23 protein-coding genes are annotated in these 26,106 nt (G+C 67.7%); 9 read left to right on the forward strand and 14 right to left on the reverse strand.

Features of this window, described 5'->3' with window-relative positions; translation table 11 throughout:
* Positions 1-9: 9 nt before the first annotated feature.
* The 6 genes from AC3A6B_RS20380 (at position 10) to AC3A6B_RS20405 (ending at position 6,439) form a co-directional block, all read left to right on the forward strand.
* Positions 10-498, forward strand: a complete 489-nt coding sequence (locus AC3A6B_RS20380; RefSeq protein ID WP_487838477.1) for a tripartite tricarboxylate transporter TctB family protein — start codon at positions 10-12, stop codon at positions 496-498.
* Between the two features lie 13 nt (positions 499-511).
* Positions 512-2,026, forward strand: coding sequence for a tripartite tricarboxylate transporter permease (locus AC3A6B_RS20385; protein ID WP_487838478.1), 1,515 nt, complete (start codon positions 512-514; stop codon positions 2,024-2,026).
* 85 nt (positions 2,027-2,111) lie between these two features.
* On the forward strand, positions 2,112-3,083 hold the full coding sequence (locus AC3A6B_RS20390) for a tripartite tricarboxylate transporter substrate binding protein (protein WP_487838479.1): 972 nt from the start codon (positions 2,112-2,114) through the stop codon (positions 3,081-3,083).
* 4 nt (positions 3,084-3,087) lie between these two features.
* Positions 3,088-4,701 (forward strand): gamma-glutamyltransferase family protein, encoded by a 1,614-nt coding sequence (locus AC3A6B_RS20395; RefSeq protein ID WP_487838480.1) that lies wholly within the window; start codon positions 3,088-3,090, stop codon positions 4,699-4,701.
* 5 nt (positions 4,702-4,706) lie between these two features.
* On the forward strand, positions 4,707-5,630 hold the full coding sequence (locus tag AC3A6B_RS20400) for a DMT family transporter (protein ID WP_487838481.1): 924 nt from the start codon (positions 4,707-4,709) through the stop codon (positions 5,628-5,630).
* A 17-nt stretch (positions 5,631-5,647) separates the two neighbouring features.
* Positions 5,648-6,439 (forward strand): SDR family oxidoreductase, encoded by a 792-nt coding sequence (locus tag AC3A6B_RS20405; protein WP_487838482.1) that lies wholly within the window; start codon positions 5,648-5,650, stop codon positions 6,437-6,439.
* A gap of 1 nt (position 6,440) precedes the next feature.
* Here AC3A6B_RS20405 and AC3A6B_RS20410 read toward each other — a convergent pair whose 3' ends face one another.
* Positions 6,441-7,337, reverse strand: coding sequence for a DMT family transporter (locus AC3A6B_RS20410; RefSeq protein ID WP_487838483.1), 897 nt, complete (start codon positions 7,335-7,337; stop codon positions 6,441-6,443).
* 34 nt (positions 7,338-7,371) lie between these two features.
* A complete protein-coding gene (gene asd, locus AC3A6B_RS20415) occupies positions 7,372-8,247 on the reverse strand; it encodes an archaetidylserine decarboxylase (RefSeq protein WP_487838484.1) in 876 nt (291 codons plus the stop codon).
* Between the two features lie 53 nt (positions 8,248-8,300).
* On the opposite strand from asd, the gene AC3A6B_RS20420 reads away from it, so the two are divergent.
* On the forward strand, positions 8,301-9,959 hold the full coding sequence (locus tag AC3A6B_RS20420; protein WP_487838485.1) for an aminotransferase class III-fold pyridoxal phosphate-dependent enzyme: 1,659 nt from the start codon (positions 8,301-8,303) through the stop codon (positions 9,957-9,959).
* 3 nt (positions 9,960-9,962) lie between these two features.
* On the opposite strand, the gene AC3A6B_RS20425 is transcribed toward AC3A6B_RS20420, so the two are convergent.
* The gene (locus AC3A6B_RS20425) at positions 9,963-10,556 is read right to left on the reverse strand and encodes a hypothetical protein (RefSeq protein WP_487838486.1); all 594 of its coding nucleotides are present in this window, start codon (positions 10,554-10,556) and stop codon (positions 9,963-9,965) included.
* A 126-nt stretch (positions 10,557-10,682) separates the two neighbouring features.
* Here AC3A6B_RS20425 and AC3A6B_RS20430 point away from each other — a divergent pair, with 126 nt between their 5' ends.
* The gene (locus tag AC3A6B_RS20430) at positions 10,683-11,924 is read left to right on the forward strand and encodes a glycosyltransferase family 4 protein (protein ID WP_487838487.1); all 1,242 of its coding nucleotides are present in this window, start codon (positions 10,683-10,685) and stop codon (positions 11,922-11,924) included.
* Here AC3A6B_RS20430 and lplT read toward each other — a convergent pair.
* On the reverse strand, positions 11,921-13,180 hold the full coding sequence (lplT, locus tag AC3A6B_RS20435) for a lysophospholipid transporter LplT (protein WP_487838488.1): 1,260 nt from the start codon (positions 13,178-13,180) through the stop codon (positions 11,921-11,923). The two genes, AC3A6B_RS20430 and lplT, sit on opposite strands and share 4 nt — an antisense overlap.
* Positions 13,181-13,284: 104 nt before the next feature.
* Between lplT and AC3A6B_RS20440 the strand changes: the two genes are divergently transcribed.
* Entirely contained in the window at positions 13,285-14,268 is a 984-nt protein-coding gene (locus AC3A6B_RS20440; RefSeq protein WP_487838489.1) for a quinone oxidoreductase family protein, read from the forward strand.
* A 3-nt stretch (positions 14,269-14,271) separates the two neighbouring features.
* On the opposite strand, the gene AC3A6B_RS20445 is transcribed toward AC3A6B_RS20440, so the two are convergent.
* The 10 genes from AC3A6B_RS20445 to AC3A6B_RS20490 all read right to left on the reverse strand — a co-directional run bounded on the left by AC3A6B_RS20445 (position 14,272) and on the right by AC3A6B_RS20490 (position 26,079).
* The gene (locus AC3A6B_RS20445) at positions 14,272-15,930 is read right to left on the reverse strand and encodes a Na/Pi cotransporter family protein (protein ID WP_487838490.1); all 1,659 of its coding nucleotides are present in this window, start codon (positions 15,928-15,930) and stop codon (positions 14,272-14,274) included.
* A gap of 37 nt (positions 15,931-15,967) precedes the next feature.
* Positions 15,968-16,789: a phosphodiesterase gene (locus tag AC3A6B_RS20450; RefSeq protein ID WP_487838491.1), complete on the reverse strand. Its 822-nt coding sequence runs from the start codon at positions 16,787-16,789 to the stop codon at positions 15,968-15,970.
* Positions 16,786-17,844, reverse strand: coding sequence for an ABC transporter ATP-binding protein (locus tag AC3A6B_RS20455; RefSeq protein ID WP_487838492.1), 1,059 nt, complete (start codon positions 17,842-17,844; stop codon positions 16,786-16,788). Before AC3A6B_RS20455 ends, AC3A6B_RS20450 begins: the two co-directional genes overlap by 4 nt.
* On the reverse strand, positions 17,834-18,628 hold the full coding sequence (locus AC3A6B_RS20460; RefSeq protein WP_487838493.1) for an ABC transporter permease: 795 nt from the start codon (positions 18,626-18,628) through the stop codon (positions 17,834-17,836). Before AC3A6B_RS20460 ends, AC3A6B_RS20455 begins: the two co-directional genes overlap by 11 nt.
* 7 nt (positions 18,629-18,635) lie before the next feature.
* Positions 18,636-19,442: an ABC transporter permease gene (locus AC3A6B_RS20465; RefSeq protein WP_487838534.1), complete on the reverse strand. Its 807-nt coding sequence runs from the start codon at positions 19,440-19,442 to the stop codon at positions 18,636-18,638.
* Positions 19,439-20,449, reverse strand: coding sequence for an ABC transporter substrate-binding protein (locus tag AC3A6B_RS20470; RefSeq protein WP_487838494.1), 1,011 nt, complete (start codon positions 20,447-20,449; stop codon positions 19,439-19,441). Before AC3A6B_RS20470 ends, AC3A6B_RS20465 begins: the two co-directional genes overlap by 4 nt.
* Positions 20,450-20,482: 33 nt before the next feature.
* Positions 20,483-21,481, reverse strand: a complete 999-nt coding sequence (locus AC3A6B_RS20475; RefSeq protein WP_487838495.1) for a LacI family DNA-binding transcriptional regulator — start codon at positions 21,479-21,481, stop codon at positions 20,483-20,485.
* Positions 21,482-21,588: 107 nt separating this feature from the next.
* Positions 21,589-22,089 carry a signal peptidase II gene (gene lspA, locus AC3A6B_RS20480; protein WP_487838496.1) on the reverse strand — a complete coding sequence of 167 codons (501 nt, stop codon included), beginning with the start codon at positions 22,087-22,089 and terminating at the stop codon, positions 21,589-21,591.
* Positions 22,089-24,926, reverse strand: coding sequence for an isoleucine--tRNA ligase (gene ileS, locus AC3A6B_RS20485; RefSeq protein WP_487838497.1), 2,838 nt, complete (start codon positions 24,924-24,926; stop codon positions 22,089-22,091). The genes lspA and ileS overlap by 1 nt, the downstream gene beginning before the upstream one ends.
* A gap of 115 nt (positions 24,927-25,041) precedes the next feature.
* Positions 25,042-26,079, reverse strand: coding sequence for a bifunctional riboflavin kinase/FAD synthetase (locus AC3A6B_RS20490; RefSeq protein WP_487838498.1), 1,038 nt, complete (start codon positions 26,077-26,079; stop codon positions 25,042-25,044).
* Positions 26,080-26,106: the final 27 nt, after the last annotated feature.

Consider the following 26,106-nt stretch of genomic DNA (forward strand, 5'->3'; position numbering starts at 1 on the left):
GGACTGTTCGTGAAAATCAAGAGTCAGAAGGACTTCTTTGCGGGCCTGATGTTCACCATCGTCGGCATTGCCTTCGCATGGGGCGCGACGACCTACAGCGTGGGCACCGGGGCACGCATGGGCCCGGGCTACTTTCCGCTGATGCTGGGCATCCTGCTGGGCATCCTGGGGATCATCGTGATCTTCACGGCGCTCACCATCGAGACGGTGGACGGCGAGCCGATCGGAAGAATCGCATGGCGACCGCTGGGCTACATCATCGGTTCCAACCTCGTGTTCGGGATCCTGCTCGGCGGACTGCCGAGCATCGGGTTGCCGGCCATGGGCCTGATCGCTGCCATCTACGCGCTGGTGCTGATTGCCGGCCTTGCGGGCGAGCACTACAGCTTCAGGTCCAGCCTGATCCTCGCCACGATCCTCGCCGTCGGCAGCTACCTGGCCTTCGTGGTCCTGCTGAAGCTGCAGTTCCAGGTGTGGCCTACCTTCATCACCGGTTGAGAACGACAACACCATGGATCTCGTCAATAACCTCACCATCGGGTTCACTGCGGCGTTCACGCTGCAGAACCTCATCTATGCCTTCGTCGGCTGTTTGCTGGGCACGCTGATCGGCGTGCTCCCGGGCATCGGCCCGGTCGCCACCATCGCGATGCTGCTGCCGGCCACCTACGCGCTGCCGCCCGTTGCCGCGCTGATCATGCTGGCCGGCATCTATTACGGCTCGCAGTACGGCGGCTCGACCACCGCGATCCTGGTCAACCTCCCGGGCGAATCGTCCTCGGTCGTGACGGTGATCGACGGCCACCAGATGGCCAAGCAGGGCCGAGGGGGAGCGGCACTGGCGGCCGCCGGCCTGGGTTCCTTCTTCGCCGGCTGCGTCGGCACGCTGATCCTCGCGGCCTTCGCGCCGCCCTTGACCGAGCTGGCCTTCAAGTTCGGCCCGGCCGAGTACTTCTCACTGATGGTGCTGGGCCTGATCGGCGCGGTGGTGCTGGCCTCGGGCTCGCTGCTCAAGGCGATCTGCATGATCGTGCTCGGCCTGCTGATCGGCCTGATCGGCACCGACGTGAATTCGGGCGTGGCGCGCTACAGCTTCGACATCCCCGAGCTCACCGACGGCATCGGCTTCATCGTGATCGCGATGGGCGTGTTCGGCTACGGCGAAATCATCTCCAACCTCTCTCGGCCCGAGGAAGACCGCCAGGTCTTCACCTCCGAGGTGCACCACCTGTGGCCCACCAAGGAAGACTTCAAGCGCATGACGCCGGCGGTGCTGCGCGGCACCACGCTGGGTTCCTGCCTCGGCATCCTGCCGGGCGGCGGTGCGCTGCTGTCGGCCTTCGCGGCCTACACGCTCGAGAAGAAGATGAAGCTCAAGCCGGGCGAGATTCCCTTCGGCAAGGGCAACATCCGCGGCGTCGCAGGCCCCGAAGCGGCCAACAACGCCGGCGCGCAGACCTCCTTCATTCCGCTGCTCACGCTCGGCATTCCGCCGAACCCGGTGATGGCGCTGATGGTCGGCGCGATGACCATCCACAACATCCAGCCCGGTCCGCAGGTCATGACCAGCAACCCCGAGCTGTTCTGGGGCCTGATCGCCTCGATGTGGATCGGCAACCTGATGCTGATCATCCTGAACCTGCCGCTGATCGGCATCTGGATCAAGCTGCTGTCCATTCCCTACCGCTGGCTGTTCCCCGCCATCGTGCTGTTCTGCGCGATCGGCGTGTACTCGACCAACAACAACACCTTCGACGTCTGGATGGTCGCGATCTTCGGCATCATCGGCTACTTGTTCATCAAGCTCGGCTGCGAGCCCGCGCCGCTGCTGCTGGGGCTGATCCTGGGGCCGATGATGGAAGAGAACCTGCGTCGCGCGCTCTTGCTCTCGCGCGGATCGTGGGCCGTGTTCGTCACGCGTCCGATCTCGGCCGGCCTGCTTGTGGCGGCCGCGCTGATGGTCGTGATCGTCTTGCTGCCCGCGGTGAAGTCCAAGCGCGAAGAAGCCTTCGTCGAGCCGGACTGAGCTCGCCGCCCGCAACGCAAAGGCCGCCTTCGGGCGGCCTTTGCGTTTTTCAACTAGGCTTGCCTGCTCGTCAGAATCGATGCCCATGAAAAGAATCAACTTTCTTCGCGCAGGGGCGCTCGCGCTGTGTGCGGCCGCCATGCCCGCCGCCTTCGCGCAGGCCTATCCTAGCAAGCCCATACGTCTCATCGTGCCCTTCCCGGCCGGCGGCGCGACGGACCTGTTCGCGCGCACCCTGTCGCAGAAGATGGGCGAGAAGCTCGGCACCACGCTGGTCATCGACAACAAGCCGGGCGCCGGCGGCGCCATCGGCTCCGATCTCGCGGCCAAGGCGCCGGCCGACGGCTACACGCTGCTGCTGGCCACCACCAGCACGCACGCCATTGGCCCCGCGATCAACGCCAGGCTGCCCTATGACACGGTGCGCGACTTCACGCCGATCGCCCACGTGGGCGATGCGCCGAGCATCATGCTGGTGCCCAACAGCTCGCCGGCGAAGACGGTGCGCGAGTGGATCGATTACGCGAAGAAGAATCCCGGCAGGCTCAACTACGCATCGAGCGGCAACGGCACCATCGTGCAGCTCACGGCGGAGCTGTTCAAGTCGCAGGCCGGCGTGTTCGTCACGCACATCCCGTACAAGGGCACCGCGCTCGCGATCCCCGACCTGATCAGCGGCAAGATCGACGTGCTCTTCGATTCGCTGCCCACCGGCATGCCGCATGTGCGCGACGGCCGCTTGCGTGCGCTGGGCGTGACGACGCTGAAGCCCAGCCCGCTCGCGCCCGAGCTGCCGGCGATTGCCGAGGCGCTGCCGGGCTTCGAATCCAACACCTGGTTCGGGCTTTACGGTCCCAAGGGCTTGCCGGCAGACATGGCGGCGCGCATCAACAAGGCCGCCAACGAGGCGCTGGCCGATCCGGAAGTGCGCGACAAGTTGTCGAAGCTCGGCATTGCGCCGACGACCAGCACGCCGGCGCAGTTCGCAAGCATGGTGGCGCAGGACGCCGCCAAGTGGAAAAAGATCATCACCGAACGAAAAATTACGGGCGACTGACCCCATGAAATTCGACTACGCCAACCCCTATCCCTCGATCCGCATCCCCGTCTTCGCACGCAATGTCGTTTCGACCTCGCACCCGCTGGCCGCACAGGCCGGGCTGCGCATTCTTCAGCAGGGAGGCAATGCAGCCGACGCGGCCATCGCGACGGCTGCGGTGATGACCCTGGTCGAACCGGTCAGCAACGGCCTGGGCAGCGATGCCTTCTGCATCCTGTGGGACGGCGAGAAGCTGCATGGGCTCAACGCCTCCGGCACGGCGCCGCAGGCCTGGACGCCCGAGTACTTCCGCCGCAAGTACGGCGCCGATGCCGCGACGCCGCCGCAGCGGGGCATCGATTCGGTCACGGTGCCGGGCGCCGTGGGCGGCTGGGTCGCGTTGTCCGAACATTTCGGCAAGCTGCCTTTCGAAGACCTGATGGCGCCGGCCATCGAGATTGCCGAGCGCGGCTACCTGATGCCGCCAGTGGTGCAGCAGAAGTGGGCCGCGGCCACGCCGATCCTCAAATCGCAGCCCGGCTTCGCCGAAGCCTTCCTGCCCTGGGGCCGTGCGCCCGAGGTCGGCGAGCTGTTCCGCTTTCCGGCCGCGGCGCGCGCGCTGAAGGCCATCGCCGCGACCAAGGGCGATGCCTTCTACAGCGGCGAGATCGCCGAGGCGCTGGAGAAATTTTCCAACGCCAACGGCGGCAGCCTCAAGGTGCGCGACCTCGCCAACTGGAAGCCCGAGTGGGTGGAGACCATCTCGCAGAACTATCGCGAGCACACGCTGCACGAGATCCCGCCCAACGGGCAGGGCATCGCGGCGCTGATCGCGCTCGGCATCCTGCAGCACTTCGACATGGCATCGATTCCGGTCGATTCGGTCGCTTCGCAGCACCTGCAGATCGAGGCCATGAAGCTCGCCTTTGCGGACACCTACCGCTACGTCTCGGAGCCGTCGTCGATGGAGGTGACACCCCTGCAAATGCTCGATGGCGCCTATCTCGCCTCGCGTGCCAAACTCATCGACGTGAACAAGGCGCAGGACTTCAAGGCGGGCAACCCGGTCAAGGGCGGCACCATCTACCTCACGGCGGCCGACGAGCGCGGCATGATGGTGAGCTTCATCCAGAGCAACTACATGGGCTTCGGCTCCGGCTGCGTCGAGCCCGGATTCGGCATCAGCCTGCAGAACCGCGGCCACGGCTTCAGCCTCGACGACAAGAGCCCCAACGTGGTGGCTCCGCGCAAGCGGCCCTTCCACACCATCATCCCGGCCTTCCTCACGAAGGACGGGCAGCCGGTGATGAGCTTCGGCGTGATGGGCGGCAACATGCAGCCGCAGGGCCACATGCAGACGCTGGTGCGCATGCTGGACTACGGCCAGAGCCCGCAGGCCGCCTGCGATGCGCCGCGCTGGCGCTTCAACAGCGGGCTCGAGATCAACGTCGAGGCGGCCATGAACCCGGCGACGGCGCGCGGCCTCGCGGAGCTCGGTCACAAGGTCGACGTGATCAACGACTCCTACCAGGACTTCGGCGCCGGCCAGTTCATCTGCCGCGCGGGCGATCCGGCGGTCGAGGGCTACGTGGCCGCGAGCGATCCACGCCGCGACGGCCTCGCTGCTGGATTCTGAGGTCGATGTCGTCTGTACAGGCCGCGCCGGGACAGCTCGCGCACAGGAGCATCGGACCGGGCCTGGCTCTCGCCACCGCCGGCGCGATCGCGTTCAGCGGCAAGGCGATCATCGTCAAGCTCGCGTACCGCTACGGCGTCGATGCCGTCACGCTGATCATGCTGCGCATGCTGTTCGCGCTGCCGCTGTTCGCGCTCATGGCCTGGTGGGCCGGGCGCGGCAAGCCGGCGCTGACGCGGCGCGACTGGCTGGGCGTGTTCGGTCTCGGCTTTTCAGGCTACTACCTGTCGAGCTTCCTGGACTTCGCAGGACTGGCCTACATCACGGCCAGCCTGGAGCGGCTGATCCTCTACCTCAACCCCACGCTGGTGCTGCTGTTCGGCTGGATCGCCTACCGCCGGCGCATCACGCGCTGGCAGGTGGCGGGCATGGCCGTCAGCTATGCTGGCGTGCTGCTGGTGTTCGGGCACGAGGTGCAGCTGGGCCAGAGCGCGGCCGCGGCCTGGGGCACGCTGCTGGTGTTCCTGAGCGCAGTGAGCTATGCGGTCTACCTCGTCGCCAGCGGCGAGTTCGTCAAGCGCCTCGGCTCGCTGCGGCTGGTGGGGCTCGCGACCAGCGTGGCCTGCGTGCTGTGCATCGCGCAGTTCGTCCTGCTGCGGCCGATGAGCGCGGCGCTGCAGGTGGCGCCCGAGGTGATCTGGCTCTCGGTGCTCAACGCCACGCTGTGCACCGCGCTGCCCGTGCTGGCGGTGATGATGGCCATCGAGCGCATCGGCCCCGCGATGGCGGCGCAAACGGGTATGGTCGGGCCGATGTCGACCATCCTGATGGGCGTGCTGATCCTCGGCGAGCCCTTCACTGCGTGGATCGCGGCCGGGACCGTCCTGGTGATCGCCGGCATTTTTGTCTTCACTCGCACGGGCCGCTGAGCCCAGAAGGAACCAACATGGACTTTGGAATTGCAGGCAGGACCGCGCTGGTTTGCGGCGCGAGCAAGGGCCTTGGCTACGGCTGCGCGGAAGCGCTGGTGCGCGAGGGCGTAAACGTGGTGATCGTCGCGCGCGGCGCCGAGGCGCTGGAGGCTGCGGCGAAGAAGCTGTCGGCGCTGGCGGGCGGGTCCAAGCCTTTCGTCAAGCACGTCGCGGCCGACATCACCACCCCGGAAGGCCGCGCTGCCGTGTTCGCGCTGCACAAGGACTACGACATCGTGGTCACCAACGCCGGCGGCCCGCCGCCCGGCGATTTCCGCGACTGGGACCGCGAGGCCTGGATCAAGGCGATCGACGCCAACATGCTGACCCCGATCGAGCTGATCAAGGGCACTGTCGACGGCATGGCCGCGCGCGGTTTCGGCCGCATCGTAAACATCACCTCGAGCTCGGTGAAGGCGCCGATCGACATCCTGGGCCTTTCCAACGGCGCGCGCAGCGGCCTCACCGGCTTCGTCGCCGGCGTCGCGCGCACGCCCGTAGCGGCGAAGGGCGTGACCATCAACAACCTGCTGCCCGGTTCCTTCGACACCGACCGGCTCAAGGGCACCATGGCCGGCGCGGCGAAGAAATCCGGCCAGGATGTCGAAGCGGTTATGGAGAGCCGCAAGAAGAACATCCCGGCCCGGCGCTTCGGCACGCCGGAGGAGTTCGGCGCCATCTGCGCCTTCCTCTGCAGCGTGCAGGCAGGCTACGTGACGGGGCAGAACGTGCTGGCCGACGGCGGGGCCTATCCGGGGACTTATTGATTCATCGTCGCGAAGAAACCCAGATCCCGCCCACGATCAGCACGAACGCGACCCCGTGGTACCAGTGCGGCATGTCCTTCAGGAATGCCGCTGACATCAGCGCGGCGAACAGCGGCGTGAGGTTGGTGAAGAACCCGGCCACCTGCGGCCCGGCACGCTGCACGCCCGCACCCCAGCAGCGATAGGCGAGGATGGCCGGCCCGATGACGATGAAGGCCAGCGCGGCGGCCAAGAGCCAACCCCCGCCGATGTATCCGTCGCCGAGCGCCCACTCGCCGGCCGCAAAGGCGCCCGACCAGGCGGCGCCGAAAACCAGCTGCGCCATGAGGAACGCCGACCAGTTCTGGCGCACGGCCGCCGGTTCGTGGGTGCGCGCCAGCATCCAGCTGTAGAAGGCCCACGAGATGGTTGCCAGCATCATGTAGAGATCGCCGGGCACCAGCCGCAGCGCCAGCAGTTCGCTCCACCGGCCCCGGCTCAGGACCAGCAGCACGCCGAGCATCGAGAGCACAGCGCCTGCGATGTCGCTTCGCTTCACCCTGGCGCCGAAGAACAATGTGCCGGTCGCGAGCATCCACAGCGGCATGCTGGAGCCGACCAGCGTGACGTTGATCGGAGTCGAGGTCTGAAGCGCCAGGTACTGGAATGCGTTGTAGCAGCCGATGCCAAGCAGGCCCAGCATAGCGAAGCGTTTCCAGTGCAACCACAGAGGGCTGTCGCGACGCATCACCGCGGCCGCGATGGGCAGCAGCAGCGCGAACGCCAGCAGCCAGCGGACGAAGTTCAGCGTCATCGGCGACACCATTTCGCGCACCAGGCGGCCGACGACCGCATTGCCGGCCCACAGCAGCGGCGGCACCGTGAGAAGAAGGGCGGTGCCCGGGGTAAGACGCTGCATGCCGCGACTGTACCGGCTCGCCGATCCGGGGGGGCTACGGCGTCGACGGCAACTTCATCAGCGCGTGCCCCATCCGGATCGGCGTTCCGGTCTCGATGCCCTCGGCCAGCGTGAAGCCCTTGGGGGCGAAGACGATGATGGTCGAGCCGTGCTCGAACCAGCCCATCTCCTCACCCTTGCGATAGTCGGCCGCGCAGTCGGTGCGCTTCGGCCCGCGGAAGCGCAGGTTCAGCAGCACGTCGAGGCAGTGCAGGCGCAGGCTGGCCACCAGGATCGCCGCCACCGGCACCAGCGCGACAGGGTGGCCGCCCGCGTGCAGGCGCGCCTCGATCAGCGCGCGTTCGTTGCGGCAGAACAAACGCTCCACGCGCTTGAGCGCGATCGGATTCACGTTCCAGGTGTCGCCCGACATGTAGGTGACGCGCTCGACCCGGCTGTCGTGCGGCGCGTGGAAGCGGTGGTACATGCTCGAGGTCAGTCGCAGCGTCGCATAGCAGCCGTCGCGAAACGGCTCGACGGCCTGCGCGTCGCCGAACAGCTCGGCCGCCGAATACGGAAAGCCCTTGGCCTGGAACACCTCGGTGCCGTTCACCGCACCGCAGGCGCCGACGATGGCGTCGCAGGGGCTCGCCAGCACCGAGGGGTTGGGATCGACGGCACGGGACCCCGGCTTGAGCTCGCGGATGAAGCAGTCGTGCAGGCTATCGAAGCGGGTTTTCTTCGCGTCGCTCAGGTCGAGATCGGCGAACAGCCGCCAGACGGCGATTGAGGCGTCGCGCACCCACGGGTGGCGCAGCTTGCTGAACCAGCCCATGAAGCGCGTCAGCAGGATGCGCGGCACGCGGTTGGTGAGCAGGAAGTTCAGGTCTTCCTGCTGCAGCAGCGCATCGCGAAGCTTTCGGAGTTTCATCGGGCCGTCAAGAAGCTGTTGTAGACAGGGAGGTCCTGTCCGACCTCGAATCCATGAACGAAACATTTCTTCTGTCCGCCGTGGCGCTGGCCGCGGGCGCGGCCATGCTGCCGCTCGGCCTGCGCCGGCTCGAACTCTCCCGCGCCAAGCATCCCTCGCTCACCGGCCATTCGCGCATGGCCAAGCGTGTCGCCGCGCTGCTGCCGGGCTATGCCTACGATGCCGATCGCTTCTTCGTCTCGGACGGCGCGCCCGCGGAAGTGATCGAACGGCGGCGTGCCGGCCTGGGGGCGCTGGCCGAGCTCTACCGCACGCGCTATGCACGCTCGCTCGCGGCGACGGCCGAGGCGCGGCCCGGGCTGCCCGACCTGCAGTTCACCGGCGCCTACCGCGTGCCCTTCCAGTACAGCCCCTATCTGCGCGAGCATCTGCAGGTCGGCGCCTTCCTCAAGGCCTCGCACGGCGTCACGATCGAGGACCTGGACGGCAACGTCTTCTACGACCTCACCGGTTCGTACGGCGTCAACGTCTTCGGCTACGACTTCTACAAGGCGTGCATCGCCGAAGGCGCATCGCTGGCGCAGGAACTCGGGCCCGTGCTCGGCGCCTATCACCCGTGCGTGACGTCGAACGTGCAACGCCTGCGCGACATCTCCGGTCTCGACGCGGTGTCCTTCCACATGTCGGGCACCGAGGCCGTGATGCAGGCGGTCCGGCTGGCCCGCTATCACACCCGCCGCACCCACCTGGTTCGCTTCTGCGGCGCCTATCACGGCTGGTGGGACGATGTGCAGCCCGGTCTTGGCAACCCGATGCCGCCGCGCGAGACCTACACGCTGCGCGAGATGGACGAGCGCGCGCTGCGCGTGCTGCGCAAGCGCAGCGACATCGCCTGCGTGCTCGTCAATCCGCTGCAGGCGCTGCATCCGAACGCCGGCGCGCCGGGCGATTCGTCGCTGGTGGACAGCGGCCGGCGCGCCGGCTTCGACCGCGCCGCCTACGCCGACTGGCTCAAGGCCTTGCGCAAGGTGTGCACCGAGCGCGGCATCGTGCTGATCTTCGACGAGGTTTTCGTCGGCTTCCGGCTCGCGCGCGGCGGCGCGCAGGAATACTTCGGCGTGCGCGCCGACATGGTGACCTACGGCAAGACACTCGGCGGCGGGCTGCCGGTCGGCGTGGTCTGCGGCCGCGGCGATCTGATGAAGCGCTTCCGCGAAGACCGTCCGGCCGACATCTGTTTCGCCCGCGGCACCTTCAACTCGCATCCCTACGTGATGGGCGCGATGCACGCCTTCCTGGACCGGCTCGAACGGCCCGAGGTGCGCGCGCTCTACGAAGGCATCGACGAGCGCTGGAACGGGCGCGCCCGGGTGCTCAACGCGCGCCTGCAGGAGGCGGGCGTGCCGGTGCAGGTGGCGAACCTGTCGTCGATCTGGACGGTCTTCTACACCCGGCCCTCGCGCTACAACTGGATGCTGCAGTACTACCTGCGCGCCGAGGGGCTGGCGCTGAGCTGGGTCGGCACCGGCCGCCTGATCTTCAGCCTCAACTACTCGGACGCCGATTTCGATGCGGTCGTTGAGCGCTTCGTGGTGGCCGCGCGCGCGATGCAGGCCGACGGCTGGTGGTGGGACGACGCGGGCCTGACCAACAAGTCGATCAAGCGCGAAATCCTGCGCGAGATGCTCGCGCTTCGCTGGCAGAGGCACTAGGCCTCACGCCTTCTGTTCGATCAGCTCGCCGCGCATCAGATGCAGCGGCGCGCGATGGTAGAGCTTGATGTCGTGGAAGGGGTCGGTCAGGATCTTCGTCATCCACACCAGGCCGGTGCGAACATCCTTGAGCCAGAAGAGATGAAAGGTCCGGAACAGCAAGCCGCCGGCGCCGAGCGCCAGCCACACCATGCCGAGCTGCCGCACATAGCCTTCGAAGCCGCTCGCCGGCACCATCAGGCCGAAGAGCGAATCGTCGAACCACAGCACGACCGGCGCCGCGGCCCACAGCCCCATCAGCACCACCTTGCGCCGAAGGTTGTAGCCGACCTTGATCTCTTCCTTGTGCTCGTGGGTCGCCTGGTTGACGTGGTCGTAACCCTTGGGCTCGAAGAAGAAATGGCCGGCCTGGCGGCTGGTCATCGAGACCAGCCAGCCGATGAGCGCCGCGGCCACCGGATCGACGAAGAGCAGCGCATAGGCGATCACGAAACTGACCGCGCTCACCAGGTGCAGCGACTGGTTGATGCGGCTGTGGTGGTAGTAGCGATGGTCGTCCCAACGCTGGATTTCGAGGGCGCGGAAGAAGTCTTTCAAGTTTTCTCCTGTGAAGCGCCGATGGCGGAGAAGCGCGACGCGTGACGGAATGGTGACGAGCGCGCGTGAAACTTCGGTGACGCCGCTGTCACGCCGATGTTGCAATCGCTGTGCAGCATCCCGCGCATGGCCTCTTCGCTCTCACCCATCTTGGTCGACGACATGCCGGCAGCGCAACGCTCGCTGCGCATCGCGCTTGTGACCGAGACCTATCCGCCGGAAGTGAACGGCGTGGCGCTGACCCTTCAGCGCATCGTCGAGGGGCTGCATGCGCATCACCATGACATCCAGCTGGTGCGGCCGCGCCAGACCGTGGAGGACATGGCTTCGCGCGCCGATCGCTTCCACGAGGTGCTGATGCGCGGCTTCCCCATTCCGCGCTATCCGGAAATGAAGATGGGCGTGCCGTCGAAGAAGGCGCTGGTCTCCTTGTGGAGCCGGCGGCGGCCCGACCTGGTCTACATCGCCACCGAAGGGCCGCTGGGCTGGTCGGCGCTGCAGGCCGCCGCCGTGCTGAAGCTGCCGGTGTGCTCCGATTTCCGGACCAACTTCCACGCCTACAGCCGTCACTACGGCATCGGCTGGCTGCAGCGGCCCATCATGGGCTACCTGCGCAAGTTCCATAACCGCACCGCCTTCACCATGGTGCCGAGCGAGCGCCTGCGCGTGGAGCTGGCGACCAAAGGCTTCCAGCGGCTGGTGCTGGTGTCGCGCGGCGTTGACACGGCGCTCTTCGATCCGGCACGGCGCAGCGAGGAACTTCGCCGCGCCTGGGGCGTGGGTCCGGGCACCGTCGCGGTCCTCTACGTCGGCCGCCTGGCGCCGGAGAAGAACCTCGGCGCGCTGGCCTCCGCCTTCTTCGCGATGCGGCAGGCGCAGCCCACGGCACGGCTGGTCGTCGTCGGCGACGGGCCGGCCCGGCAAGCGCTGGTGTCGGCGATTCCCGACGCGATCTTCACGGGGACGCGTTACGGCGAGGAACTGGCTGCGCACTATGCGTCGGCCGACGCCTTTCTCTTTCCCAGCATGACCGAGACCTTCGGCAACGTCACGCTCGAGGCCATGGCCAGCGGGCTGCCGGTGCTGGCCTACGACTATGCAGCAGCGGGACAGCTGATTCGAAGCGGCGAGAACGGCTTGCTGGCCCGGTTCGGCGACGAAGCCGGATTCATCGGCCAGGCGGTGCGGCTCGCCACCGAACGCGAGCATGCGCTGCGCATGGCGCAGAAGGCCCGTGAAACGGCGAACGAGCTCGGCTGGGAGCGGATCGTCACGCAGGTCGAGTCGGTCTTCGCCGCGACCCTGGCAGGCGCCGGCGCAGCGCGCGAGCTCGATGCGGCGAGCCGCGCCGTCGCAGGCGCCATCTAGGCTTCGGGCACCGCGACCGGCCGCGGCCTGCTGCCCTCCATCCGCATCAGCAACGCGATCGCCGCGGCGATCATCAGGCCGAAGCCCCACATCAGCGGCACGATGGAAACATCGATCGCGAGCAGCGCGGCGTAGCCGGCCAGCATCAGCAGGATGCTGAGGTTCTCGTTGAAGCCCTGCACCGCGATCGAGCGGCCGGCGCTCAGCAGCACATGGCCGCGGTGCTGCAGCAGCGCGTTCAGCGGCACGACCAGCACGCCGCCCACCGCGCCGGCGAGCACCAGCAGAGGCACCGCGACCGCCAGCGAGGAGGCGGAAGCGACCGCCGGCATCAGGAGGCCGAGCACCACGCCGGCCGGCAGCACGCGCTTGGCCTGGTCGAGGCTGACGTACCTGCCGGCGAGGGCGGCTCCCGCGATCACGCCGATCGCCACCGCGGCCTGAAGATAGGCGGCGTGCTCGAGGCTCAGTTGCATGACGTCCGCGGCCCAGCGCAGCACCACGAACTGCAGCGTCGCGCCGGCACCCCAGAAGATGGTGGTGACCGCAAGCGACAGGCCGCCGTCGCGGTCGCGCCATAGCATGCGGTTGCCGCGCTCGAAGTCGCGCACCAGTTCGACGGCATGGATGCGGCTGGCCGGGTAGCGCGCGCCGCTGTCCGGCACGCCCAGGTTCAGCAATCCGGACAGCACGTAGACGAAGAAGATCGCCACGATCGAGAGCGTCAGCGTCGTCGCTGAAGTCCCCGGCACGCTGGCCGCCAGCCAGGCCTGCAGCGCCAAGCTGGCGCCCGACGAACGAACAAGGTCGGCCACCAGCAGCCCGCCGCACATTGTTCCCAGCAACGCGGCGCAGATGACGGAGACCTCGATCCATCCGTTGGCCGCCACCAGCTGGCGCGGGCCGACGATCTCGGTGACGAGGCCGTACTTGGCCGGTGCGTACGCGGCCGCGCCGAAGCCGATCACCGCGAAGGCCGCGAAAGGATGCAGGCCGGCGAAGAGCATTGCGACGCCGACCATCTTGACCGCGTTCATCAGGCTCATGAGCCGGGCCTTCGGCATCGCATCGGCCAAGGGCCCGATCAGCGGTGCGAGAAAGACATATGACAAGGTGAAGGCGAACTTGAGCAGCGGCGACCACCAGCCGGGCAGGCCGCGCGCCTCCAGCAGCGCGATCGTCACGATCAGCACGGCGTTGTCCGCCAGCGCCGAAACCGCTTGCGCGGCGATCAGCAGGTGGAATCGGGGCGACATCGACGCCGATGGTCACGAGGCCATGTGACGTTGGTGTGAACGAGCGGCCGACGTCCAAGCTGTCTAACATATGTGTCTCTTTCGCACACCGATTCAGGAAACACATGAGCAAAGCCGTCCGCATCGACCGCCCCGGCGGTCCCGAGGAGCTGAAGATCGTCGATGTCGAGGTCGGCGAGCCCAGCCCCGGAGAGATCCGCATCCGCCACCATGCCGTGGGCCTCAACTTCATCGACACCTACCAGCGCAGCGGCCTCTATCCCTTTGCGATGCCGCTGCAGCTCGGCATGGAGGCCGCGGGCGTGGTCGAGGCGGTGGGCGAGGGCGTCACGCATCTGAAACCCGGCGACCGCGCCGCCTACGCGAGCCAGCCGCCCGGCGCCTACAGCGAGCTGCGCGTGATGCCGGCTACGTGCGTGTGCAAGCTGCCGGATGCGATCTCCTTCGAGACCGGCGCCGCGATGATGCTCAAGGGCCTGACGGCGCAGTACCTGCTCAAGAAGACGCTGCCGGTCGAAGGGTTGCAGCCGGGCGACTTCATCGTGTTCCACGCCGCCGCTGGCGGCGTCGGCCTGATCGCCTGCCAGTGGGCCAAGGCGCTCGGCCTGCAACTGATCGGCACCGCCGGCACGGATGCCAAGTGCAAGCTGGCGCTGGCGAACGGCGCCGCGCACGCAATCAACTACAGCACCGAGAACTTCGCCGAGCGCGTCAAGCAGATCACGGGCGGCAAGGGCGTGAAGGCGGTCTACGACTCGGTCGGCAAGGACACCTTCGAGGGCTCGCTCAACTGCCTGCGCCCCTTCGGCCTGCTCGCCATCTTCGGCAACGGCTCGGGCCCGGTGCCGCCGGTCAATCTCGGCCTGCTCGCTTCCAAGGGCTCGCTCTACCTGACGCGGCCGACGCTCTTCACCCACATCGCGACGCGCGAGAGCACGCAGGCGATGGCCGACGACCTGTTCGCGGCAGTGACCAGCGGTGCGGTGAAGATTCCGATCGACCAGCGCTATGCATTGGCCGACGTGCAGCAGGCGCATCGCGATCTGGAAGCGCGCAAGACCACCGGCTGCACGATCCTTACGCTCTGAACCTTATTCGAGGGCGGTGAGGCGCGATTCGCGCAATCGGCTCGGCGCCAGCGCGCCGGCCGAATCGAGGATCGGGTAGGCGATCGAGCAGATGTGGGAGTTGATGCGCTTCAGGTCGCTGATCAGGTCGATGTGCAGCGAGCTGGTCTCGATGCTCGACGCGGTCTGGTCCGAGAGTCGCCCCAGGTGGGTGGTGGCATAGGCACGCTCCAGGTCGCGGAAGCGCGCCTTCTCCTCGAGCAGCTTCTGGGCGTCGCGCACGCTGCCGTTCAGGAACACGCTCATGCTGAGCCGCAGGTTCGCGACCAGGCGTTCGTGCAGCTCCACGATTTCGCGCACGCCGGCGTCCGAGAAGTTGCGCTGCTTCTTGATCTTCTTGTCCTCGATGTCGATGATCACGCGCTCGATGATGTCGCCGATCTGTTCCATGTTGATGGTGAAGCTGATGATGTCGGTCCAGCGCCGGCTTTCCTCCTCGCCTAGCGCCTCGCGTGAGATCTTGGTCATGTAGTACTTGATGGCCGAGTACAGCTCGTCGACCGTGTCGTCGAGCTTGCGCAGCTCGGCGGCCAGGCGCAGGTCGTTGTCGCGGATCACCTTGAGCATGCCGATCAGCATGGTCTCGACGATGTCGGCCTGGTGCAGCGCTTCGCGCGCGGCATTGGAGATCGCGAGCGATGGTGTCGACAGCGCCGAGGGGTCGAGGTGGTGCGGCCGCTGCATGGCCGCGGGCTCCGACGCCACGGGCAAGAGGCGCGTCACCAGCTTCGCTACGCCGTCCGTGAGCCCGATGAAGCCGATGCTGACGACCACGTTGAAGGCCAGGTGGAAGAGCACCACCAGCTGCGTTGCATCGCTGATGTAGGGCTTGACCTCGCGCAGGTACAGGCCGACGAAGGGCGCCGCGATCGCCACGCCGAGCAGCTTGAAGACCAGGTTGCCGACCGTGACCTGCCGCACCGGGACGGCCGCCTTCGCGGTGGTCAGCACCGCGAGCAGGCCGCTGCCGAGGTTGGCGCCGAGCACCAGGCCGAGCGCGACATCGAGCGGCACCACGTTCGAGCTGGCCATCGCCGCGACCAGCAGCACCACCGCCAGGCTGGAATAGGCCGCGATCGCGAGCGCGGCGCCGATGGTGATCTCGAGCAGCACGTCGCTGCTGAGCGAGGCCAGCAAGGCCAGCACCGGCGGCGAGGAGAACAGCGGCCCGGTGGCCTCCACCACCAGTTGCAGCGCCAGCAGCATGAGGCCGAGGCCGATCAGCACGCGCCCGATGCGCCCCGCCGCGGTCGAGGCGCGCGTGATGAAGAGCACCACGCCGACGAAGATGAAGAGCGGCGACAGCCACGAGAGATCGGCCGAGAACAGCACCGACATCAGCGCCGTACCGACGTCGGCGCCGCGCATCACCGCCAGCGCGGCCGGCAGCGTGACCAGGCCCTGCCCGACGAAGGAGGAAGTCATCAGCGAGGTGGCGGTGCTCGACTGCACCAGCGCGGTCACGCCGATGCCCGAGAGCGCCGCCGTGAGGCGGTTGCGCATGCTGTGCACCAGGATCTTGCGCAGGTTGGCGCCGAAGACGCGCAGCACGCCGGTGCGAACGAGATGGGTACCCCACACCAGCAGCGCGACGGCTGCCAGCAGATTCAACAGATGCTTCATGGAAGCGGAGGACTATACGCCGCGCATCCCAGCCGCCTCAGTCGATCAGCGCGCCGTTGTCGTGAAAGGGGTAGGGGCCTTCGAAGCTGCCGCACGGCACGAGGTGGGTCACCAGGCGCTTGCCGGCCCAGGCATGGACGCGAAAGCCGGGCGGCTCCAGCATCCAGGCCGAAGGCGCGTCGGGCGCCAGATCGAGCGCGACCTGGTGTGCCGGAGACGGCGCCGTGGAGGCAATGCTGCCGCCGAAGCGCACGTCGATCGCGCGGTGCAGGTGGCCGCAGATGATGCGTTCGACGTTGGGGTGTTGCGCGATCAGCGCTTCGAGCGCTTCGCTGCCTTCCTGCAAGCCGATCTCGTCCATGTGGCCGATCAGGGTCTCGAAGGGCGGATGGTGCATCGCGATCACCACCGGCTCGTCGCGGCAGAGTTCGAGCTGCGTCGCGAGCCAGGCCAGCCGCTGTTCGCACAGCGTGCCGTGGCTGTGCCCCGGCACGCAGGTGTCGAGTGCGAGCAGGCGCAGCTCGCCTACCTTCACCGCGTACTGGACGAAGCCTTCGCTGCCCAGGTAGCCATGCGCGGGAAAGCTGCGGCGCAGCTGGTCGCGGTCGTCGTGGTTGCCGGGCATCAGGTAGACCGGCATCTGAAGCGGCGCGAGAAGCTCGGCGAGATGGGCGTACTCCGCGGCGCGGCCGAAGTCGCTCAGGTCGCCGGTGATCACCACCGCGTCGGGCTGCTGCTTCAGATGCAGGACGGATTGCACCGCGTGCTGCAGATAGGGGGCCGTGTCGAGCCGCCCGTAGGCAAGGCGGCCCGGTTCGCGGATGTGCAGGTCGCTCAGTTGAACGAGAAAGGTGGTCATGCGAGCTCCTGGGAGGTCATGAGGCGGGCAGGGTCGATGCGGACGCCGACGCTGTCGCCCGGGCGGAAAGCGATGTCGCGGCCGACATCGGCGACGAGCAGCGGCTGTCCCTCCGCGCGCAGCTTGAGTTGTACGCGGTCACCGAGGAAGGTGCGCAGCTCGACCGTGGCCGCGCCCCAGCCGGCCTGGGGCACGCCGACCTCCAGGTCTTCGGGCCGGATGAGCAGCGTCGTGTGCGCCTTCCACGCCGGCGGGCAAGTGAAGGCCGCGCCGCCCAGATGCAGCACGCCCTCGGCGACCGCATCGGGCGTGCGTTCCAGCCGGTTCACGCGGCCCAGGAACTCGGCCACGAAGGGATGTTGCGGCGCGCGGTAGAGATCCTCGCCGCGGCCGATCTGCACGATGCGGCCGGCGCTCATCACGGCCAGCCGGTCGGCGATCGCCATCGCTTCCTGCTGGTCGTGCGTGACGTGGATCGCAGTGATGTGCAGCCTGCGCAGCAGTTCGGCCAGTTCGTCGCGCAGCGATTCCTTGAGCTTGGCGTCGAGGGCAGCCAGCGGCTCGTCGAGCAGCAGCACGCGCGGGCGCACGGCCACCGCGCGGGCCAGCGCCACGCGCTGGCGCTGGCCGCCGGAGAGCTCGGCGGGCCGCTTCTTCTCCAGGCCGCCGAGCCGGGTGAGATCGACCAGCTCGCCGACCAGCCGTCGCTCTTCGGCCGGCGCGACGCCGCGGATGCGCAGGCCATAGCCGATGTTGGCTTCCACCGTCATCTGGGGAAAGAGCGCATAGCTCTGGAACACCATGCCGACGCCGCGCTGCTCCACCGGCCGCGCCGTGACGTCCTGCTCGCCGAAGACGATGCGGCTGCCTTCGTCGGGCGACTCCAGCCCGGCAATCAGGCGCAGCAGCGTGGTCTTGCCGCAGCCCGAGGGACCGAGCAGCGCCAGCACCTCGCCGGGCTCGACATGCAGCGTGGTCGGCAGCAGGCCGCGCGTGCCGTCGGCATAGGTCTTCGCGCAGTTGGAGATATCGACGGGAATGCGCTCAAGTTCCATAGCGTTTTTGCACTTGATGGGCCAGGTACTGCAGGCCCCACAGCACCGGCAGGATGACGATGAAGAAGACCAGCGTGTAGGCCGATCCGATCTCCAGCCGCATCGATGCGTAGCTGTCGGCCAGGCCCACCGGCAGGGTGCGGGTCAGCGGCGTGTGCAGCATCCAGGTGAGATTGAACTCGCCGACCGAGAGCGTGAACACCATCAGGCTGCCGGCCACGATGGCCGGGAACACCGCCGGCACCAGCACGCCCAGGAAGCGCTGCCTGAAGTTCGCGCCCAGCGAGCGCGCGGCCTCTTCCAATGCGCGCAGTTCTTCGCGCTGGAAAGCCGAAGACACGGTGCGCACCATGAAGGGCAGCGTGAACACGATGTGGCCGACCAGGATGAAGGCGAAGCTCTGGCGGAAGGCGGTGAGCTGGCCGTAGGCCAGGATCAGCGCCAGTGCCGTGGCGAGGCCGGGCACCGCCACCGGCAGCGTGAGCAGTTCCTCGAAGGCACGGGCGGCACGCGTCCGGCTGCGCGCCAGCGCATAGGCGCAGGGCACGCCGAGCAGCAGCGTACCGATCACGCAGCCCACGGCCAGCGCGATCGACCAGCCGACGGTGTTGCCGTAGACCTCCCAGACTTCGCCGAGCCAGCGCAAGGTCAGCCCGCTCTTGAGGCCGGCGCTGTAGTTGTTGACCAGGCCGGCCATGATCGACAGCAGCATCGGCGCGATCATGAAGAGGCTCACGAGCACCGTGACGGTCAGCAGGAACGGAGCGGGTGTGGTGGTGCGCATCGCCTGCCTAGCGTGTGGGGTCGGCGCCGAAATGCCGGGCCGCGAAGAGCACCGCCCAGGTCACAAGGCCCAGTGCGATCGACAGCGAGGCCGCGAGCGCGAAGTTGGCGTAGTTGGTGAACTCGTTGTAGATCGTGATCGGGATCACTTCGAACTTGCTGGCCAGCGTGAACGCGGTGCCGAAGGCGCCCATCGAGGTGGCGAACAGGATCGCGCCGCAGGCCAGAGTGGTCGGCGCGAGTTCCGGCAGCCACACGTCGCGCACCACGCGCAGCCGCGAGGCGCCGAGCGAGCGCGCGGCTTCCTCCAGCTGCAGGTTCATCGCCTCGGCCGCCGCCGCGTAGGTGGCGATGGCGCGCGGCAGCGAGAAGTAGAGATAGGCCAGGAAGAGGCCGAGCAGGCCGTAGGCGAAGGTGATGCGCTCCAGGCCGAAGGCCGCGCCCAGGTCGGCGACCAGCCCTTGCCGGCCGCCGAGCAGGATCACGAAGAAGCCGATGATCACGCCCGGAAAGGACAGGGGCAGCGTCAGCAGCGAAAGCAGCAGGCGCCGGCCCGGAAAGGCGCGGCGCGCCAGGTAGATGCCGACCGCGCTGCCCAGGACCAGCGTCGCGACGGTCACCGCCAGCGACAGCGCGACCGTGTTGAGCATGCTCGCCAGGTAGCGGCTGTCGGTGAGGACGGCGAAGTAGGTCTCCCAGCCCTTGGCCGCCGGCAACGCGAGCAGGCGCGCCACCGGCAGCAGCCAGAAGGCGAGGAAGAACACGGCCGCCGGCGCCAGGCAGGCCGGCAGCAGCCAACTCTGGTTCGTTCTCAGCGCACTTCCTTCAGATAGCGGTCGGAGAAGACGCGCTGGGCCTGTGCCATGCGGCCGTAGTCGACGGCCTTGGCGCGCGCGTATTCGGCCGCCGGCAGGAACTGCGCCTCGACTTCCTTGGGCATCGCGCCGGCACGCACCGGCCGCAGGTAGGCCTTGGCCCAGAGCGCCTGGCCCTCGTCGGAGAGCACGAAGTCCAGCACCTTCTTGCCTTCGGCGGCATGTGGCGCGTTGGCGACCAGGCTCATCACGTAGGGCACCACCACCGTGCCTTCGCTCGGGATCACGAAGGCGACGTTGGCCTTGTCCTTGTACTTGGCGCGGTAGGCATTGAAGTCGTAGTCGAGCAGGATCGCGATCTCGCCCGACAGCACGCGCGCATAGGAGGTCTGCTTGGGCACGATGGGCTCGTTCTTCTGCAGCGCCTTGAAGTAGTCCATGGCCGGCGTGAAGTTGTCGAGCGTGCCGCCACGCGCCTCGTTGACCGCGACGGCGCCCACGTAGCCGACGAAGGCCGAGGCCGGATCGAGGTAGCCGATCAGGCCCTTGTACTCGGGCTTGAGCAGGTCGGCCCAGGACTTGGGCACCGGCTTGCCGCGCAGCGCGTCGACGTTGACCATGAAGCCGAGCGTGCCCGAATGGATGGTGAACCAGTGACCTTCAGGGTCCTTCAGGCCGTCGGGAATGTCTTTCCACGCGGCGGGCTTGTAGGCCTGGACCACACCGTCCGTCTGCGCCTGGATCGCGAAGGTGACGCCGAGGTAGGTCACGTCGGCGACCGGGCTGGCCTTCTCGGCCACGAGCTGCGCCAGCGACTGGCCGGAGTTCTTGTTGTCCGGCGGCACCGTGACGCCGGTCTTGGCCTTGATGGCGCGCAGCTGCGTGCCCCAGTCGGCCCATTCGGTCGGGCAGTTGTAGCAGATGGCGGTCTGCGCCATGGCCGAGCCGGCGGCGAGGCCGACGGCCAGCAGGGCGGCGCGAGCAATGCGATGGAGGGGCAGTGACATGGGAGTTCCTTGATTGAGGAGGGAAGGGTGGGGTCAGGAGACCGGTGCGCAGGATTCGCCGGAGCGAAAGGCATGAGGCAGCTCCAGGCTCGCGCCGGCGTTCGGGACCGTGCCGCCTGCCAGCGCCTGCACGAGCAGCTCCACGCTGTGGCGGCCGATGTCGCCGTTCGGCTGGGTCACGGTGCTGAGCGCCGGCGTCAAGTCCTCGCCGAGCGCGATGCCGTCGAAGCCGATCACGCTCAGGTCGCGTGGCACCTGCAGCCCGCTGAGGTGGGCGGCGCGGATGCTGCGGATGGCCAGCAGGTCGTTGGAGCAGACGAGGGCGGTCGGCCGCGGCGCGGCTTCGAGAAGGAGGCGCGTCAATTCGTCGACCGCGGTTTCGATGAAGGGCACTTCGACCAGCGCAGGCGGCTCGAGCCCTGCCGCCGCCATGCCCTGAAGGAAGCCGCGCCAGCGTTGCTGCGCGCGGTCGGATGCGGCCAGCGTGCCGCTGACCATCGCGATGCGGCGGTGCCCGAGTTCGACCAGGCGCGCGACGGCGCCTGCCACCGCGCTCTCGCTGTCCACCGAGATGCAGGGGTGCTCGGGGTGCCGGTTGTAGACCAGCACATAGGGAAGGCCGGCGCCGCGCAGCCGCTCGAGCGCCGCCGAAGTGGCCGGGTTGGAGACCACCAGGATCAGGCCGTCGACATTGCCGGCCAGGAGCAGATTGACCGCGCGCTGTTCCTCGTCGAGCTGGTAGCCGGTGGTGACCGGAATGATGGCGTAGCCGCCCGCCACCGCCGCTTGGGCGATGCCCTGCAGGCATTCGGCGAACACCGGGTTCAGCAGCGTGGGCAGCACCACGCCGAACACGCGGCTGCGCTGGGTGCGCAGCGTGCGGGCGCTCGAATTGGGCAGATAGCCGAGCTCGCCGGCGATGCGTTCGACATGCTCGCGCGTGGCCGGCGTCACCTTGTCGGGAAAGTTGAAGACGCGCGAGACCGTGGCCACGGAGACCCCGGCTTTCTCGGCAACGGACTGGATGCTCATGAGCGGCGCTGCTGTTATGTAATCGATTACATTTCAGCGCCGCAGTGTGACCCCGTCATGACATGGGGTGGCCAAGGGCAAACCCTTGGCGACTCAGGAAACGGGGTTCAGCGCGCTTTGCGGACCCGCCGCAGCTCGTCGAGGATCAAGCAGATCGCCCCGATCGTGATCGCGCTGTCCGCCACATTGAAGGCCGGGAAATGCCGCCCCGCGAGGTGGAAGTCGAGGAAGTCGACCACGTAGCCGTGCATCAGGCGGTCGATCACGTTGCCGATCGCGCCGCCGAGGATCGCGGCCATGGCGAAGGAGAACAGCTTCTGCCCGGCGTGCGACTTGAGCATCCAGACGATGAAGATGGCAGCGGCCACCCCGACGGCAGTGAAGAACCAGCGCTGCCAGCCTGCCGCATCCGCGAGGAAGGAGAAGGCGGCGCCGGTGTTGTGGGCGCGCACGATGTTGAAGAAGCTCGTGATGTAGGTGGCGTCGCCGAGCTTGTAGTAGCCGAGGATCAGCGTCTTGGTGAACTGGTCGAGGATCAGGATCACCAGCGCCAGGCCGAGCCAGGGCCAGATGCCGGTGCGCGGCGCGGCGAGGGAGCGGGTGGCCATCAGGCGACGCTCCTGCCTTCACCGGCACCGTAGAGGTTGCTGGTGCAGCGGCCGCAGATGGCCGGATGCGCGGGGTTGTGCCCGACGTCATCGCGCCAGTGCCAGCAGCGTTCGCACTTGGTGGCCGAACTCGCCGTCACCTGGGCCGACAGGCTGTCGCCGGCCGTGAGCTCGACGGCGGAGGTGATGAAGACGAACTTGAGGTCCTCGCCGAGCGAGGCCAGCAGCGCGTGGTCCTCGGCCGGCGCGACCAGCTTCACGTTGGCCTGCAGCGAGGAACCGACCTGGCCGGCCGCGCGCACGGTTTCGATTTCCTTGTTGACGCTGTCGCGGATCTCGCGGATGCGGCTCCACTTGGCGAGCAGCGCCTCGTCGGGGGTGCCCAGATCGCTGAAGACCTGGGTGAAGATCGACTCGCCGTTGCCGACGAACTTCCACGCCTCCTCGGCGGTGAAGCTCAGGAAGGGCGCCATCCAGCGCAGCATCGCCTGCGTGATGTGCCACAACGCCGTCTGGGCGCTGCGGCGCGCGTGCGAGCCGGGCGCGGTGGTGTAGAGGCGGTCCTTCAGCACGTCGAGGTAGAAGGCGCCCAAGTCTTCCGAGCAGTACACCTGCAGCTTGGCCACCACCGGGTGGAACTCGTAGACCTTGTAGTGCGCAAGCACCTCGGCCTGGAACTGTGCGGCGCGGCTCAAGGCATAGCGGTCGATCTCGAGCAGCCGGTCGAGCGGCAGCGCATCCTTCGCGATGTCGAAGTCGCTGGTGTTGGCGAGCAGGAAGCGCAGCGTGTTGCGGATGCGCCGGTAGGCGTCGACCACGCGCGCGAGGATCTTGTCGTCGCCCGCGATGTCGCCCGAATAGTCGCTGGCCGCGACCCACAGGCGGGTGATCTCGGCGCCCAGCTTCTTGTTGACTTCCTGCGGCTCGAGGCCGTTGCCGAGCGACTTGCTCATCTTGCGGCCCTGGCTGTCGATGGTGAAGCCGTGCGTCAGCAGTCCCTTGTAGGGCGCGCGGCCTTCGAGCGCGCAGGCGATCAGCAGCGAGGAATGGAACCAGCCACGATGCTGGTCGTGGCCTTCGAGGTAGAGGTCGGCTTCCGGGCCGGTCTCGTGGTGCACGTTCGGGTGCGTGCCGCGCAGCACGTGGAAGAAGGTCGAACCCGAGTCGAACCAGACCTCGAGGATGTCGGTGCTCTTGGTGTAGTGGGGCGCGTCGGTAGCGCCGAGGATCTCTTCGGCCGTCACGCGGCTCCAGGCCTCGATGCCGCCCTTCTCGACGATGCCGGCCGCCTGGTCGAGGATCTCCATCGTGCGCGGATGCAACTCGCCCGAGTCCTTGTGCAGGAAGAAGGGGATCGGCACGCCCCAGCTGCGCTGGCGGCTGATGCACCAGTCGGGCCGGTTGGCGATCATGTCGTGCAGGCGGGCTTTGCCGTTCTCCGGATAGAAGCTGGTCTCCTCGATCGCTTCCAGCGCGGTCTGGCGCAGGGTCTTCGGCGCCTTGTCCTTGGTGAACACGCCCTCGCCCTCGTCCATGCGGATGAACCACTGCGCGGCGGCGCGGTAGATCACTGGCGTCTTGTGGCGCCAGCAGTGCGGGTAGCTGTGGGTGATGGTGTCGGTCGTGAGCAGGCGATTCGCGTCGCGCAGCGTCTGGATGATGTGCGGCACGGCCTTCCAGATGTTCTGGCCGCCGAAGAGCGGGAAGTCAGGCGCGTAGGAGCCGTTGCCCTGCACCGGGTTCAGGATGTCGTCGTAGGCGACGCCGTGCGCGATGCAGGAGTTGAAGTCGTCCACGCCGTAGGCCGGCGAGGAGTGGACGATGCCGGTGCCGTCGTCGGCCGTCGCGTAGTCGGCCAGGTAGACCGGCGACAGGCGGCGATAGCCGGCATCGACGTCGTACAGCGGATGCTCGAACTCGAGGCCGCCGAGCTTCTCGCCCTTGACGGTGGCCAGCACCTTGCCGTCGAGCGCGTAGCGGTTCATGCACATCTCGACCAGCGAGGCGGCCAGCACCAGCAGGCCGCGCTCGGTGTCGACCAGCGCGTAGTCGAGCTCGGGGTTCAGGTTGAGCGCCTGGTTGGCCGGGATGGTCCAGGCGGTGGTGGTCCAGATGACGACGAAGGCGTCCTTGGCGAGCGCCGGCAGGCCGAAGGCGGCTGCCAGCTTGGCCGGCTCATGCGCCTTGAAGGCGACGTCGAGCGTCTGGCTCTTCTTGTCGGCGTACTCGATCTCGAACTCGGCCAGCGAGGAGCCGCAGTCGAAGCACCAGTAGACCGGCTTGAGCCCGCGGTAGACGAAGCCTCGCTCGATCACGCGCTTGAAGGCGCGCAGCTCGCCGGCCTCGTTGGCGAAATCCATGGTCTTGTAGGGATGGTCCCATTCGCCCAGCACGCCCAGGCGCTGGAAGTCCCCCATCTGCTGCGCGATCTGCTCGGTCGCGTAGGCGCGGCTCTTGGCCTGCATCTCGTCGCGGCTCAGGTTGCGGCCGTACTTCTTTTCGATCGCGTTCTCGATCGGCAGGCCATGGCAGTCCCAGCCGGGCACGTAGAGCGCGTCGTAGCCCTCGAGCTGGCGCGCCTTGGTGATCATGTCCTTCAGGATCTTGTTGACGGCGTGGCCCATGTGGATCTGGCCGTTGGCATACGGCGGGCCGTCGTGCAGGATGAACTTGGGCGCGCCGTGGCGCGCATCGCGCAGGCGGTGGTAGCGGCCCTCGTCGTTCCATTCCTTGACCCAACCCGGTTCGCGCTTGGGCAGGTCGCCGCGCATCGGGAAAGGGGTGTCGGGCAGGTTCAGCGTGGCGCGGTAGTCGGTGGAGGGTGCAACGTCAGACATGATGGAGTTCGAAACAGGGCTTCGACAGGCTCAGCCCGAACGGTTAGGCGTCGGTGCGAATAAAAAGCCGTTCGCCCTGAGCTTGTCGAAGGGCGGCAGCACGGTGCGTGCAGGGCTAAATTCGGTCGCGCGTGGTCTGGCGATGGGTCTCGGCGTGGGTGGAAGCAAAGAAAGCACGTGCGTCGCGGCCATCCTTCGCGATGCCCGCGGTGAGGGCCTCGAGGCTGGTGTAGCGCAATTCGTCGTGCAGTTTGTGCAGCAGTTCCACGCGCACGATTTTACCGTAGGCCCCTTCGGCGCCGAGGTCGGCCGGCCAATCGAGGCAATGGGTCTCCAAGAGCACGCGGCCGGCGTTGACGTCGTTGGCGTCGAGCGAGGGGCGCACGCCGAGGTTGGCGACGCCATGCATCGGCGTCTCGCCCAGGCCGTGGACCAGCACCGCGAAGATGCCGCTGGCGGCCGGCTTCCAGTGCTTGAAGCGCAGGTTGAGCGTGCGGAAGCCGTCGTCGCGGCCCGGCGCCGAGGCGCCCAGCGCGCGGCCGAGCTTGCGGCCGTGCACCACGTGGCCCGAGATCGCGTAGGGCCGGCCGAGCAGGGCCTGCACATCACCCATCCGGCCTTCGGCCAGCGCCTCGCGCACGGCCGAGCTCGAGACGCGCAGCCCGTGCACTTCGTAGCTCATCATCCGCGCCACATCGAAGCCATGCCGGTCGCCGGCTGCATCGAGCATCGCGTAGTCGCCGGCACGCTTGGCGCCGAAGCGGAAGTCGTCGCCCACCAGCACGTAGCGCACGCCCAGGCCCTCGATCAGCACGTGCTGGATGAATTCGTCGGGGGTCTGCGCGGCGAGGCGGGCGTCGAAAGGCAGCACGATGGTCTGTGCCACGCCGCTGGCCGCCAGCTCGCTGAGCTTGTCGCGCAGCGTGCCGATGCGCGCCGGCGCCAGCTCGGGCCGCTTGGCGACGGCGGCGAAGTAGTCGCGCGGATGCGGCTCGAAGGTCAGCACGCAGCTGGGCAGCCCCCGCAGGCGCGCCTCGGTGTTGAGCAGCCCCAGCATGGCCTGGTGGCCACGGTGCACGCCGTCGAAATTGCCAATGGTCAGGGCGCAGGCCGGAGCCACGCCCGGATGCCTGAAACCCCGGAAAACCTGCATGGGTTGATATCTTTTTGATAGCGCTTT

It is taken from the genome of Variovorax sp. Soil_C_33, from assembly GCF_057656935.1.

Excerpts from the sequence above, each read along its gene's own strand:
- AC3A6B_RS20420 (WP_487838485.1), top strand. The coding sequence starts at position 8,301 with ATGAACGAAACATTTCTTCTGTCCGCCGTGGCGCTGGCCGCGGGCGCG.
- lspA (WP_487838496.1), bottom strand. The coding sequence starts at position 22,089 with ATGGCCACCCGCTCCCTCGCCGCGCCGCGCACCGGCATCTGGCCCTGG.
- lplT (WP_487838488.1), bottom strand. The coding sequence starts at position 13,180 with ATGTCGCCCCGATTCCACCTGCTGATCGCCGCGCAAGCGGTTTCGGCG.
- AC3A6B_RS20430 (WP_487838487.1), top strand. The coding sequence starts at position 10,683 with ATGGCCTCTTCGCTCTCACCCATCTTGGTCGACGACATGCCGGCAGCG.
- AC3A6B_RS20460 (WP_487838493.1), bottom strand. The coding sequence starts at position 18,628 with ATGCGCACCACCACACCCGCTCCGTTCCTGCTGACCGTCACGGTGCTC.
- AC3A6B_RS20470 (WP_487838494.1), bottom strand. The coding sequence starts at position 20,449 with ATGTCACTGCCCCTCCATCGCATTGCTCGCGCCGCCCTGCTGGCCGTC.
- AC3A6B_RS20405 (WP_487838482.1), top strand. The coding sequence starts at position 5,648 with ATGGACTTTGGAATTGCAGGCAGGACCGCGCTGGTTTGCGGCGCGAGC.
- ileS (WP_487838497.1), bottom strand. The coding sequence starts at position 24,926 with ATGTCTGACGTTGCACCCTCCACCGACTACCGCGCCACGCTGAACCTG.
- asd (WP_487838484.1), bottom strand. The coding sequence starts at position 8,247 with ATGAAACTCCGAAAGCTTCGCGATGCGCTGCTGCAGCAGGAAGACCTG.
- AC3A6B_RS20490 (WP_487838498.1), bottom strand. The coding sequence starts at position 26,079 with ATGCAGGTTTTCCGGGGTTTCAGGCATCCGGGCGTGGCTCCGGCCTGC.
- AC3A6B_RS20475 (WP_487838495.1), bottom strand. The coding sequence starts at position 21,481 with ATGAGCATCCAGTCCGTTGCCGAGAAAGCCGGGGTCTCCGTGGCCACG.
- AC3A6B_RS20390 (WP_487838479.1), top strand. The coding sequence starts at position 2,112 with ATGAAAAGAATCAACTTTCTTCGCGCAGGGGCGCTCGCGCTGTGTGCG.
- AC3A6B_RS20455 (WP_487838492.1), bottom strand. The coding sequence starts at position 17,844 with ATGGAACTTGAGCGCATTCCCGTCGATATCTCCAACTGCGCGAAGACC.
- AC3A6B_RS20410 (WP_487838483.1), bottom strand. The coding sequence starts at position 7,337 with ATGCAGCGTCTTACCCCGGGCACCGCCCTTCTTCTCACGGTGCCGCCG.
- AC3A6B_RS20450 (WP_487838491.1), bottom strand. The coding sequence starts at position 16,789 with ATGACCACCTTTCTCGTTCAACTGAGCGACCTGCACATCCGCGAACCG.
- AC3A6B_RS20385 (WP_487838478.1), top strand. The coding sequence starts at position 512 with ATGGATCTCGTCAATAACCTCACCATCGGGTTCACTGCGGCGTTCACG.
- AC3A6B_RS20440 (WP_487838489.1), top strand. The coding sequence starts at position 13,285 with ATGAGCAAAGCCGTCCGCATCGACCGCCCCGGCGGTCCCGAGGAGCTG.
- AC3A6B_RS20445 (WP_487838490.1), bottom strand. The coding sequence starts at position 15,930 with ATGAAGCATCTGTTGAATCTGCTGGCAGCCGTCGCGCTGCTGGTGTGG.
- AC3A6B_RS20395 (WP_487838480.1), top strand. The coding sequence starts at position 3,088 with ATGAAATTCGACTACGCCAACCCCTATCCCTCGATCCGCATCCCCGTC.
- AC3A6B_RS20400 (WP_487838481.1), top strand. The coding sequence starts at position 4,707 with ATGTCGTCTGTACAGGCCGCGCCGGGACAGCTCGCGCACAGGAGCATC.